At 23.6% G+C, this 12,570-nt stretch carries 17 protein-coding genes; 15 read left to right on the top strand and 2 right to left on the bottom strand.

Annotated elements, in window-relative coordinates; all coding sequences use genetic code 11:
- The first annotated feature begins 6 nt into the window (after positions 1 to 6).
- Both AVANS14531_RS04970 and AVANS14531_RS04965 read left to right on the top strand, forming a co-directional pair.
- The gene (locus tag AVANS14531_RS04970; protein WP_336611542.1) at positions 7 to 771 is read left to right on the top strand and encodes a phosphatidylserine decarboxylase; all 765 of its coding nucleotides are present in this window, start codon (positions 7 to 9) and stop codon (positions 769 to 771) included.
- A complete protein-coding gene (locus AVANS14531_RS04965) occupies positions 758 to 1,234 on the top strand; it encodes a YbaK/EbsC family protein (RefSeq protein ID WP_336611541.1) in 477 nt (158 codons plus the stop codon). Before AVANS14531_RS04970 ends, AVANS14531_RS04965 begins: the two co-directional genes overlap by 14 nt.
- A gap of 609 nt (positions 1,235 to 1,843) precedes the next feature.
- Here AVANS14531_RS04965 and AVANS14531_RS04960 read toward each other — a convergent pair.
- Positions 1,844 to 2,485: a restriction endonuclease gene (locus AVANS14531_RS04960; RefSeq protein ID WP_336611540.1), complete on the bottom strand. Its 642-nt coding sequence runs from the start codon at positions 2,483 to 2,485 to the stop codon at positions 1,844 to 1,846.
- Positions 2,482 to 2,721, bottom strand: coding sequence for a hypothetical protein (locus AVANS14531_RS04955; protein ID WP_336611539.1), 240 nt, complete (start codon positions 2,719 to 2,721; stop codon positions 2,482 to 2,484). The genes AVANS14531_RS04960 and AVANS14531_RS04955 overlap by 4 nt, the downstream gene beginning before the upstream one ends.
- 298 nt (positions 2,722 to 3,019) lie before the next feature.
- Between AVANS14531_RS04955 and AVANS14531_RS04950 the strand changes: the two genes are divergently transcribed.
- From AVANS14531_RS04950 to AVANS14531_RS04890, 13 genes are all read left to right on the top strand, one after another.
- Positions 3,020 to 3,490 carry a hypothetical protein gene (locus AVANS14531_RS04950; RefSeq protein ID WP_336611538.1) on the top strand — a complete coding sequence of 157 codons (471 nt, stop codon included), beginning with the start codon at positions 3,020 to 3,022 and terminating at the stop codon, positions 3,488 to 3,490.
- Positions 3,491 to 3,505: 15 nt separating this feature from the next.
- A complete protein-coding gene (locus AVANS14531_RS04945) occupies positions 3,506 to 3,886 on the top strand; it encodes a hypothetical protein (protein ID WP_336611537.1) in 381 nt (126 codons plus the stop codon).
- Positions 3,887 to 4,004: 118 nt separating this feature from the next.
- Entirely contained in the window at positions 4,005 to 4,226 is a 222-nt protein-coding gene (locus AVANS14531_RS04940; protein ID WP_336611536.1) for a hypothetical protein, read from the top strand.
- A gap of 373 nt (positions 4,227 to 4,599) precedes the next feature.
- Positions 4,600 to 4,728, top strand: coding sequence for a hypothetical protein (locus AVANS14531_RS04935; protein WP_336611535.1), 129 nt, complete (start codon positions 4,600 to 4,602; stop codon positions 4,726 to 4,728).
- 1 nt (position 4,729) lies between these two features.
- Complete coding sequence (locus AVANS14531_RS04930; RefSeq protein ID WP_336611534.1) at positions 4,730 to 4,852, top strand: hypothetical protein; 123 nt, start codon at positions 4,730 to 4,732, stop codon at positions 4,850 to 4,852.
- 3 nt (positions 4,853 to 4,855) lie between these two features.
- Positions 4,856 to 5,062, top strand: coding sequence for a hypothetical protein (locus AVANS14531_RS04925; protein ID WP_336611533.1), 207 nt, complete (start codon positions 4,856 to 4,858; stop codon positions 5,060 to 5,062).
- Positions 5,059 to 6,963, top strand: a complete 1,905-nt coding sequence (locus AVANS14531_RS04920) for a hypothetical protein (RefSeq protein WP_336611532.1) — start codon at positions 5,059 to 5,061, stop codon at positions 6,961 to 6,963. Before AVANS14531_RS04925 ends, AVANS14531_RS04920 begins: the two co-directional genes overlap by 4 nt.
- A gap of 16 nt (positions 6,964 to 6,979) precedes the next feature.
- The gene (locus AVANS14531_RS04915; protein WP_336611531.1) at positions 6,980 to 7,501 is read left to right on the top strand and encodes a hypothetical protein; all 522 of its coding nucleotides are present in this window, start codon (positions 6,980 to 6,982) and stop codon (positions 7,499 to 7,501) included.
- Positions 7,501 to 8,649: a zonular occludens toxin domain-containing protein gene (locus AVANS14531_RS04910; RefSeq protein WP_336611530.1), complete on the top strand. Its 1,149-nt coding sequence runs from the start codon at positions 7,501 to 7,503 to the stop codon at positions 8,647 to 8,649. The genes AVANS14531_RS04915 and AVANS14531_RS04910 overlap by 1 nt, the downstream gene beginning before the upstream one ends.
- On the top strand, positions 8,612 to 9,817 hold the full coding sequence (locus AVANS14531_RS04905; RefSeq protein ID WP_336611529.1) for a type II secretion system protein GspD: 1,206 nt from the start codon (positions 8,612 to 8,614) through the stop codon (positions 9,815 to 9,817). The genes AVANS14531_RS04910 and AVANS14531_RS04905 overlap by 38 nt, the downstream gene beginning before the upstream one ends.
- A gap of 120 nt (positions 9,818 to 9,937) precedes the next feature.
- A complete protein-coding gene (locus AVANS14531_RS04900) occupies positions 9,938 to 11,011 on the top strand; it encodes a rolling circle replication-associated protein (RefSeq protein ID WP_336611528.1) in 1,074 nt (357 codons plus the stop codon).
- The gene (locus AVANS14531_RS04895) at positions 11,012 to 11,896 is read left to right on the top strand and encodes a tyrosine-type recombinase/integrase (protein WP_336611527.1); all 885 of its coding nucleotides are present in this window, start codon (positions 11,012 to 11,014) and stop codon (positions 11,894 to 11,896) included.
- On the top strand, positions 11,880 to 12,570 hold a 691-nt coding region (locus AVANS14531_RS04890), incomplete at its 3' end, for a hypothetical protein (RefSeq protein WP_336611526.1). The genes AVANS14531_RS04895 and AVANS14531_RS04890, both read left to right, overlap by 17 nt.

Below are 12,570 nucleotides of genomic sequence, written 5' to 3'. Positions count from 1 at the left end.
AATGTTATGAGAAAAATTATTTCAAGAATTTTTGGCAAAATTGTAAGCATTAAATATCCAAAATTTATGCAAAATTACATAAACAAAACCTACATAAATCATTTTGATATACCTATGGATGAGTTTAAGGACTATAAAGAATACGATAGCTTAATAGCTTTATTTACAAGAAGATTAGAAAAAACAAGAAAGCTTGAAGAAGGCTTTATAAGTCCTTGTGATGGAACGATTTTAAGTTTTGCAAAAAGTTCAAATCTAAAGGCATTTAGCATAAAAGGCAAAGAGTATGATATAGCTGAATTATTAGGATTTACTCCTAAAAAAGAGTTTGATTTTTTAAATATATACCTTAGCCCAAGGGATTATCACAATTATCACAGCCCTTGCGATATGCAAGTTTTAAATCTTAAATATTTTTGTGCTGAACTTTTTAGCGTAAATTTAAAAGCACTTGCAAAACATGATAATTTATACTCAAGAAATGAGCGTGTGGTTTTAACTTGTAAAAAGAATGATGGAAGTATTTTTTATATGGTTTTCGTTGGAGCTGTAAATGTTGGCAAAATGGAATTTGATTTTGATACAAGCGTGCAAACAAATATGAAAAACGCAATAGATTATGAGAAAAACTACGATAATGTAAGCTTAAAAAAAGGCGAAATGCTAGGAAGATTTTTAATGGGTTCTACTATTTTGATTTTAGGAGAAAATTTAAAACTTACTTGCAATGAAGGTGCTATTAGGTTTGGAGAAAAAATTGCAAACGATTAAGAAAACCAATGCAGCAAGATTTTTAGATACATTAAAAATAGAATATGAATTATTAAGCTATGAAGTAGGAGATGATTTATCAGCAATTTGCGTTGCTAATAAGACCGGTCAAGATATTAAATATATTTATAAAACCATAGTTTGTGAAGGTAAAAACTCTTTATATGTAGGCTGTATTCAAGGAGATTTAGAACTTGATTTAAAAGCCTTTGCAAAAGCAGTTAATGAAAAATCATTAAGTCTTTTAAAGCTTGATAAACTAAAGGATAAAACAGGTTATATTAGAGGAGGTTGCTCTCCTTTTGGTATGAAAAAAGATTTTGTAAGATTTATTGATGAAAGAGCTTTAGAGCTTGATTATTTTGTAGTTAGTGCAGGACTTCGCGGACTTCAGCTTAAAATAAATTCAAAATACATAAAAGACTTATTTCAAATAGCTAAAATCTCAAGTAATAACGAATAAGCCTAATTCCTATTTTTTTCTTATTTATACAATTTTGCGAGATTTAAAAAATTTACCCCTTAAATGCCTATCACATAGGCATTTAAGCCATATTAAGTTTCACTTAAGAAAACCCCATTTTTTACCCATTTTTTAACTTAGTTTTGAAAAAAAATATTAAAATATAAAGTAAAATCCTAAAAACAAAAAAATCATAACATTAAGTTTATTTTAAGTATTAAAAAGATACTATTCGGAAATTTAACTCATAGAGAGCAAAAAATATTTAAGATACTATGAAAAAAATTGAAATTTGGTTGCGAAAGAGGGATTTGAACCCCCGTCCTTCGGGTTATGAGTTCTTAAATCTTTTTTTTATTCTAATGTGGTTAATGCTACCCAACCACAAAATAATAGAAAAAATAAGTTTTTAAGCTCTCATTAAGTAGCATTAACTTATAATAAGTTTAAGTTTAATTATGAAAAATCTATCTAGTATAATTTACTAGATAGTATTATTAAAATTAATATGATTAATAATATTCTATCCATAAAATTCCTTACGCTCTATTATTAGTGGCAAGAAACTTAAAAACATTTTATTATATATTTAATAAGCTTAATTTTTATTTATTTAATTATTAAATAATTGATTAAATTTTTATTTTCTTCTAAGAATTTTATAACTCCATAATCTTTTTCTTTGCAACTAGTTATAAAATCTTTATATATAGTTTTATTATTTAATTTGTTCTGATTGTTTTTTATATATATTTCACAATCTCCTACAAACATTCTCAATAAATCTTGCTTTGGTGGATTTTTATAGCATTTACATTGTATCAAATGCACTTCGTTATTTTTATAGGCTATTAAATCAATTCCTTTATCTTTTTTGCCATTTATATAGCCGTTTGGATACACATTGTATCCAAGACTATCAAAATAGCATTTTATTTTATACTCGTATTCTTGACCTTTTTTTATATAGTAGTCGTTAATATTGCTCTCTTTTGATTTCTTTATACTTTGATAAAATTTCTCATTAAACTCTTTTTCATTTTCTGAAATTTTATTTTCTTCTTTATCGGCTCTTTTGCATTTTTCATTTATTGTATTTATTGTTAATTTGCTTTCATCGTATCTTTTATAATATGGTGAATTCATAAATGAAAAATTATTTTTTTTAATCTTATTGTTTGTATCTTGTTTATAATATATGTAAATCATATATATTGTAAATGCTATTAATAAAAATAGTGATAATTTCATTCTCCAAGTTCTTTATTGATTATTTTTAATTTTATTTCAAGTAATATTTTTTCTTGCTCTTTTTCGCTTAGTTTTTTTAAATTTTCTATTAATTCATTTATTAAGTTACTTTCAATGCTGTTTTTATTATTTTTATATGCCATTACTATTTTATATAAATTAGGTTTTGTTTTTTCCCAATTATATAGGGTTGGATAAGTTATATTTAAAAAATTTGCCAGCTCCCTATTTGTCATATTTATTCCTTTAATTTATTTATTTTACTTTATCTATAAAAAGTTTTTAAAATCTTATTAAATTTATACACATAGAAATATATTTTTTATACTTAATATTAAATAATTTCATATAAATATAAAAAATATTAAGAAAAAATATAAAATTTTATTGACATAATATAAAAATTAATGTATTATGTATTAAATAATTTTATATAACTATAAAATTATTTAGTGCAAGTTTAAAATCCTTTCTTTACTTGCACTTAAAAATAATCAAAAAGAAAGGTAATAAAAAAAAAGAAAGGATAAAAAAATGAAAGACTTACATTTTTTAAAAGATATAGGCTTTTATTTTAAATTAGATGAATTTTGCAATTCAAATGATTTTAAATACACTATTTTTAATGATTATTCTTTAAGTAGTGGTGTTATTGTTGAGTATTTTTCTATTCGTAGAACTGAAGATTATATTCTTTATGAATTTAATTTATATTCTAAATATGATTATTGCACTATTTCTAAAAAGTATGAACGTAAATACTTTATTGATATTGCTTTTCCGTCTGATTTGTTTAACGAAAGCTTTTTGAAAAAAGTTTATGAATCAAATTATATTAAAGAATTCAAATTTAATAAAAAAAGTGATTGCTTTACTTTTGAATTAATTCTCAACGATGGTTTTAATTATGATGAACTTATTAGTTTTTTAAATGATTATTTTAGATGTATTTTAGCTATAGATAAATTTTTAGATGAAGATAGATTTACAGAATTTAAAAAGTAAAAAAAGGAGATTATTATGGAAATTATAAAAGAAGAATTTAAGGTAAATTATGAAGTTTTTAACTCTTGTTTGGTTCGCTCAAGTGGTAGTGGCGTAATTCAACAAACGGGCTTAAAGTATAACGCAAGTGTGCGTTTATCTTGTAGAAATGTTTATGAAGTTTTTAATGAAAAAACTAATTTTACGGATACTAAAGAAACTAGTCTTACATTTAAAATTCCTTGCGTTTCTGATGCGGATGCGGGAATGCTAGCGATGTCTTTTAAGAATTATTTTAAAACAAATAAATCTTTAGTTTTAAATGGCTCTTTGCCTGTGTATCAAAACAACGAATACTCTGTAAGTATAGATATGTCTTATGATGAATTAATGAAGATTTTAAATTCTAAAAAATAAAAGCTGTGTAGTCTTGATTGACTACACAAACTAACTTAAGCACTCTTTTTATGAGTGTTTAATTTAGTTTGCAAACTAAAAAAAAAGATTTAATTTTATTTAATTTATGGAGTTTATTATGAAAAAAGTTAAGAATTTTTTAAGTAAAAACAAGATTTTAGGTGTTGTAGGTTTAACAAGTTTATTTGCTAGTTCAGCTCAAGCTGCTGTAACTTTTAATGAAAGCACTGGTTTTAGTGGTTCTGTCGACTTATTATTCTTTTATTCTTGTGTTGGTGTCGTTGTTGGTGCAACTACAATTGTATGGTCACTAAAAAAGGCACTTTCATTTTTTAGATAATACTTTTTGCATTTTCTGAAACACTGAACGCCCCGTTTTTTCGTGTCTTTTTTTTTATCCATAAAAAAAAGCACGAAAAAACAATTAATAGGGCGTTCAGTCGCCCGTGTGGGTGGCAACCCACCCTATTTTTTAATTAATAGCTATTACTTAAATCTTAAAGCTAAATAAGTCTAAAAATTATTTAAAAGCTTTAAGTAATAGTTATTTCAAATAACTTTAAGAACCAAAAAAAACAAGAAAGGATAAAAATTAGAATGATTTATAATTTTGATTTAAGCTTTTTAATAGTTTGTTTTAATTCAATCCTTGCAATTTGCATAATTGCTAAATTTTCTACTTTTATTTTTTCTCACATAAAAGGATTATTCAAATGATAGAAATAGATATACAAACTCTTAATTTATCATTAGAACAATTTAATTTCTTGATGTCGCTTACTGCTGTTCTTTTAGGCTTTTGCCTATTTCAAATAATCATCTTTTTATTTACAAGGAGCTAATATGAGTATTTATAATATTACTAATATTCCAAGCTTTGATTTATTCTTTAGTATTTTTATAAATGTGATTATCTATGCTTTGCCCCTACTAATATGCTTACCACTCTTTAAAGCTAAAGGATAAACTATGAAAACACTAGATTATTTTATAATTATAATTCTAAGCATTCTTATAACTTTGTTTATCTCTTATCATTTATCTTTATTAAATAGTGTGGATTTAAAAAATAATATCAACGATTACAATTATTATGATGATTTAAGCTTGAAAGATAAATCTTTAGTAGATGATTTAGTTATTGAATATCAATCACTAAAAGAGCAAATAAAATGAAAAAGTTTTTATACTCTTTATTTTTTATTGCTCTTATTCAAAACAACGCTTATTCTAATCACATTTTACCTACTGACAAATGTTCTTTTTTCGTTAAAATTACTTATTTTGATGATGGAAGTCCGTATGAAGTAAAATTAACTCTTCAAGAAAAAAATGAATATATAGAAAAAAGCGAAAACGCTTTTACAACTAAAATAATATCACATTCTTGGATTGGTGCTACTTATAATCCTGAGTATGGTTGTAACTATAAAGAACAAAGTTATAATATTAATGATTTCGTATGTTTTAAAAAAGGCTATTATTATAATGCCAATTTTGGTTATCACAATAATTACAATATGTTTGAATACTCTGAAAGCTCTTGTTTTAAGAGTGATAATGTCTATCTTTTTAATGACAATGAATTAGGTTTTCAAATATCTGCTAAAGATGAAGAAGTTGAAAAAACAATAAATGATTTAGACGCTAATTCTCGTAAAGCTTACGCTTGTGCTGTTAGCGGTATGGGTAATTACACGGGCGTTACTTTAGACTATCTAGGCGGTGCTTTAGCTAGTTTAAAAAACAAAAACGGCATAAGTTTTAAAAATCTTCTTTTAGGTGCTAAAGGCTTAAGTTCTATTATAAGCTCTACACCTTTAAATAATAAAAAAGCTGTTGCTTGTGCTATTCGTTGCTCTGGTGGTGATTTAAAGATTAACGAAGGTATAAATTCTTCTTCTATGTGTTCTGAAAAATCTATAAGTGATTATGATAGTTCTGTTAATTCTGCTCCTATTGTTGAAATATCAGAATTAAGCGAGTTAGAGAAAAAAGCAATACAAACTACTTATAATAATTGCGTTATTAATTATGATACTTGTATGCTAGAAGCAAGTAAGAATGATGAGAGCTATTATAATCAATTAAGCGATAAAGATAAAGCTTTAATTGATAGTCTTTTAGGTGAATATGAAAATTCACAAATACTAATAAGAGATGATGAAAACAATGTTATCGGAGCTATTAATAATGGTTCTTTAGTTGCAGGAACTTTAGATGAAAACGGCTTATTTATTGAAGATAAAAAAGATATTGTTGTTACATTGCCTAATGTGAAAGATGAAGAATTAGTTTTACCTAATGAGAATGATGGCGTTGCAGTTTCTCCTGATATTTCAATTCCTAACAATAAAGAAGAAAACGATAAAATTCAATTACCTAACGAAATCACAAAGCCAAATGAAGATGTTGGATTAGGGGAAGTTGTAAAACCTAACGAAATCACAAAGCCTAATGAAGATGTAAATGTTGGAGAAGTTGTAAAACCTAACGAAATCACAAAGCCTAATGAAGATGTAAATGTTGGAGAAGTTGTAAAACCTAACGAAATCACAAAGCCAAACGAAGCGGTAAAACCTGATGAAGTTGTAATCACTAAACCAAACACAGAAGTAAGTATAAATAAAGAAAATTCAAAAGTTAATGTTGATGTAAATGTAAAAGTTGATGATATTACTATTAAACTTGATGATAATGTTAGTTTTGTTGATGATTTAGTAGAAAATAAGCTTAATAATTACGAAAATCAAGTTAAAGAAACTGATAATATATTAAATAAAATTCCTTTAAGCGAGTATATACAGCTTTTTGATAAATCTTTTGATAATATTAAAGAACTAGCAAAATTAGCAAATAGTCTTGAGCTTAAAAAAATTGATAATTACAATACAATTAATAGTTGCCCTAGAGATTTTTCTTATAGTGTTAGCAATTCATATCATACTAATGGTTCTTATGATATATGTAAAGAATTTGCTCCTTCTTATCCTATTTTACATAATGTTTTTAGGCTGATTTTTCTTGTTATGTCTTTGATTTCAATATATAAATTAAGTATTAAATTTTTTAAATAAGTAGAAAGGTTTTAAAATGGGTGGTATATCTAATTTCTTTAATTTTATAAAACGAGCTTATAATAATCATAGCGAAATGCTTGATTTTTTTATATTTGAAAAAGGCAAAGATTTAGTTAATGTTGTTGGTTTAACTTTTGCAAGATTTTTATATATTTCATTTGTTTTATTTATTGTTTATAATTATATAGATTTTTCATTGACAATATTTAAAGCAATAATTGATTTTTATTATTTAGCTTGTGATTATTTAAATAATGATATTAATAGCACTAATGCTATAATGATTAATCCTTTTATTATACTTTTTAAAAATGTAATTTTACCGCCTTTGCATTTTGTTTTTGATATTGTATTTCCTATTTATTTAATTATTTTTAAAGGTTCTATTTTTCGTGGTCTAATTTGGCTTTGTATTTCTCTTTTATCTGTTTGGAATGGCATTACAAATCCAAATTTGAAACTTAGTGGATGGAGTGGTCTTCTAGGTAATAGAAAACTTAATAATGGATTTAATCCACGTGAGTTGGATAAGTAATGTCTATTTCTTTTGTAACTGGCATTCCTGGTTCGGGTAAAACATACTACGCAGTTCATCATTTATATAAATCTTTTATTGAGCCTATTAAAAATGAAAGTAAAAAAGAAGATAAAAAAGGCTTATTTTCTTTTTTGTTTGGAGCTAAAGAAGAAACTAGAACTTATGATTATTGCTATACAAATATAAATGAGTTTAATTTCTCAATATGCGATAAAATAAAATTATACGAACACGATATAATCTATGAGAAATTAAAAAACTTATATTCTCTATATTTAAATAAAGCAGATGATAAAACTTTAATTGAAAAAGCAAAAGAATTAAAAATATTTAATTCTTTATTTATCATAGATGAATGCCACAATTTTTACGATAAAGAAGATGAAATTTTGATTTGGTTTTTTACTTATCATAGGCATTTATACATTGATATTTATATGATTACTCAAGATTTAGCATTAGTTGAAACCAAATACAAAACAATAGCTGAATTCTTTTTTCAAGCCTTACCAAATTCTAAAAAAATAAACACAAGAAAATTCAAATATAGACAGTTTTTGTCTTATAAAATGTATCAAAAAGATATCGTTGATAATTTCACATTACCCGCAATTAATGAAGTTTTTGCTTTATACATTAGTGGAGCGAAAAATAACTCAAAAAGTATTGTTAATAGGTTCATAAGGTTTGCAATTTTTCTTTTTGTAGTTACATTTTTTCTTTTTAAAGGCTTTACTGTTTTACTAGGTAGTAATAATAAACCAAAAGAACCAACTAATCCACAAACTACTAAAAATATAAATACTCAAGTCTTAAAAAAACCTAATACTATAAATCAAAAAAATGAAACTCAAAAAGAAACTAAGCTTATTAATAAAAATAATTATGAAAACATATATTCTTATAGTATTGTTTGTTTTAAGCGTGAAGTATGTGTGGTTAATGATGATTATAAAATACTTTACGATAGTTTAAGCTTTATTCTTCAAAACTCTGAATACCTATATATAAATAATATCTCTTTAAGTTCTGAATTCTCAAGAATTAATTTAATTTATGAATTTGATGTTTTTAAAAATCTAAAAATTAAAAAAGAAAGGATAAACGATGAAAAAACTAATCACAATTTTGGTTTTATTAATTAGTTTAAATGCTGAAAGCATTAAGCTTAATCTAGTTGATTTTATAGACCTATTTAAAGTAAAATCTAACATTACATTTATTTTAAATGATAAATTAAAAGATGAGAACATTTACATAATTTATCAAAAAAAGCTAGATGATTTAAATATAAATGATTTTGAAAAAATCTTAAAATCTAAATCATTAAAGCTTTTAAAATTCAAGAATTATTATTATATTGATTATATAAATGAAAAATACGATAATTTCGTAAAATTACGCTCAATCAAGCTTAAAAATAATTCTTATAAGTATGTTAAAAAAATAATAGATTTATATAATTCTAATCAGCCAAGCACAAATAAAGATAATATAAAAAATGAAGTAAAAATCGTTGATTATATAGAAACCACAAATACTATTATATTTTTATGCAAAGATGAAGATTACTTTTTTTTAAAAAATGAGATTTCAAAAAATGATGAAGTCCTAAAAACTGCTACATTAAAAATCACTATTAGCGAAACAAATTATTCCGATTTAATTTCTAAAGGCATAAAATATAAATCTTTAACTAAAATAATTGATAGCGTAAATCTAAAAACTTATTTAAACTTATTTAGTGCTAGTAATGAAAGCTCACTTATAAATTCAAATAAAAGCTTTTATTCTTTTATTGATTTTCTTAGCGAAAAGAATATAACAAAAATTAAAGCAAGTCCATTTTTAACTATTAAAAACAATGTAAATACTACTTTTTCAATCGTTGAAAACATACCCTACTTAACTAAATCAGAAACGATAGAAAGCTCAAATAAAACGGAAAGTAATACATTTACTTATAAAGATGTCGGTTTAAAAATAGATATAAAGCCACTAATTTTAAATAATAAAATAGATTTTGATTTAAATATAAGTATTGAAGATATTATTGACAATAATAGCTTAACTCCAAAAACAACTAAAAAAACTCTCAGTGGTTCTTATACTTTATATAAAAATCAAATTCTTGTTTTGAGCGGTATTAATAAAAATACCGAGTATGATACAAGAGTGGGTATTCCTTTATTAAAAGAAATACCTATCCTTAAATATCTATTCTCTGCAAAAACCAAAAACAATTTAAAAACAACTTTATTGATTACTATTGAATATTTAAGCGATGAAGAAAATGCCGAAAAATTAGAATAAAAGACAGAAGAGAGTGGGCGTGGCGTGAGCCACGCACACGCTCTTCCTTGTCTAATTAATAAATAATTTCATCATTAAGCTTTGTTTAAGCTTAAAGCACAAAAAAAGAAAGGATAAAAAATGATTTTAATTAGAAATGAATTTGATTTTTTGAATGAATATGGCATAAGCTCTAATGATTTGTATAAATGTCAACAAAGTTTTGAAAAAACTTTAAATTACTTAAAATTTCACAAAGTAAGAAACGGCTTAAATAAATCTAAATCTTTACTTGAAATTACATTCTCAAGTAATTTTTGCCAAAATTATCATAATGAATTATTAAACAGAATTGAAGTTTTAAACGCTTTTAATATTGAAAAACACTATACCCCTATTTTTATCACTGCTACCCTTGATAGTCAATATAGAGATTTCTTATTTGCTGATTATTCAAATCTTAAAGCTAGTGATTTAATTAGCATTCCAAAACATATTAAAGAGAAAATAAATCAAAAATTAGCTTTAACTATCGTTGATTTAAAAGATATTTTAAATCAAAAGCTTAAGATATTTAATAATTTTTATAATCGCAAATATAAAGCATATAAAATCAAATATTGTAAAGTTTTTGAGCCACATAAAAAATTAGGAGTTCCCCATTTGCATATGGTTTTATTTATACCAAATAACGCTGAAATCATAGAAGATTTTAAAAATGCTTATATGAGATTATTTCCCGCTCCACAGAATTTAAGAACAGATAAATTAACTCTAAAGCAAAAGCAGAATGGCGAGTTAAATGGCTTTCAAACTAGCATAAATAACTCAATAGCTTACATAATGAAATATTTGCAAAAAACTTTTTTAAATCTAAAGCATAATGATATAAATAATATAAAAATTGATAAGCTTACTGCTTGGTATATTAAGCATAAAATAAGAAGATTTACAATGAGCCGTTTTTTAGTTCCTTTATGGCTTTATAGAAAACTCAATTTCATACCTAGTTTAAGAGATTATTTTCATTTAAATAATGAATTAGAAAAGCATAATAATATACTTGAGAAAGATTATAAAAACAATAAATTCTTTATACATATTGAAACAACAAACCAAACAATCATTTATGAGAATAAACACTTAATTTATGAAAGCAATAACAGAATAATCAATGAATATAAATCTGATTTTGAATTTTTTAAGGTTGCATAAATGAAGTTAAATGATTTATTTTTATTATATTTCAATACTTATAAAAACACATTAAGCGAAAGCACTTATAAAAAAGACTTAAGCTTATATAGTAAGCACATAAAAAGTAGTTTTTTAGGTGAAATCAATGTAAAAGATTTAACTTTTCTTGATTTACAAAACTATATTAATTCTTTACTTGATAATGATTATAAAGTAAAGACTTGTAAGAATGTGATTTTAAAAATAAAGCGTGTTTTAGATTTTGCTTTAGATTTAGAAATAATAAATAAAAATGTAGCAATAAAGGTAAAATTGCCTAAGTTTGATAATAAAATTATTTTTAATAAAGATTATGAAACTATGATAAAAATTATTAATGCTTTTATGAACTCTAATAATACTCATTCTTTGTTTTTCTTTTTTTTATTGCACGGCAGAAGATATAGTGAAGTAATAAAAATCAAATGGCGTGATATAGATTTTAATAATAAAACATATATTATAAGAGCTTGTAATAATAAGATTAAAAAGAATATGAGCTATTATTTAAGTAATGATTTATATTTAAGACTAAAAGAACACTTGCTAAAAACTGATTTTTATAGATTAGATGATTATGTTTTCACAAATCCACATACAAAAACTCATTATAAAGATTTAAGAAAAGCATTTTTAAAAATCTTAAAAAATAATAATTTAGAACATATTAGAATTCACGATTTAAGACATTTAATTGCAAGTTTTTCAATAAATTATTTAAACGCAGATATAAATTTGGTCTCAAACTTATTAGGCCATACAAATATAACAACAACTACAAGATATATAACTATTAATCAGCAACTATCTAAAAATATTTTAGAGAACATTTTTAAAAGGGCTAAAAATGAAGAACAGAATTAAGCTAATTTTTGAGAACAATACTTATTATTTTGATAATTATAAAAGCATATTAAAAATATTATTAAAATTAGAATACACCTTTAAAACATACTTTGAAGATAATAGATTTTATTTAGATGTTTATAAGAATGATAATTTAATTTATTCTACTTCTATCAAATCACTAGGATATTATAATGAATATGATTATTTAATAAGTTCTTTTTTATCATATAATTGCAATAATATTTTTATATTAAATGATTTTTATTTATTTGATGATTACACAGGCGAAATCATAGAAAACAATGAAAATGAGAAAGATTATAACATTCAAATAAAAATATTAAAAAATAACTATTTTTTCATATTTAAAGACCAAGTTATTTTCTTAAGAATTAATGATAAATTTAATTTTTTGACTAAAAAAGGCAATTTTTTTAAAGCTGAATTTTTTCGTTATTTAGAACATAATAATGAAAAATTTTTCTTTTTTCGTTATACTGGTATAAGAAATAAAACTCGTATTCTTAAACTTAGTGAATATGAGCTTAATAGTCTTTATCATTCAATATATAATTTAGATAATGATTTTATTGTTGATTATTCTGTTTATTTAATATATAAGTTTAATTTAAGCTATAATTTAATGAAAAATCCTAAGAGAATTTTATCATTAAACGATATTAAGTCGC

Source organism: Campylobacter sp. Cr9, assembly GCF_020138295.1.
Classification (GTDB): Bacteria; Campylobacterota; Campylobacteria; order Campylobacterales; family Campylobacteraceae; genus Campylobacter_E.
This window is presented reverse-complemented; position numbering and strand designations above follow the sequence as displayed.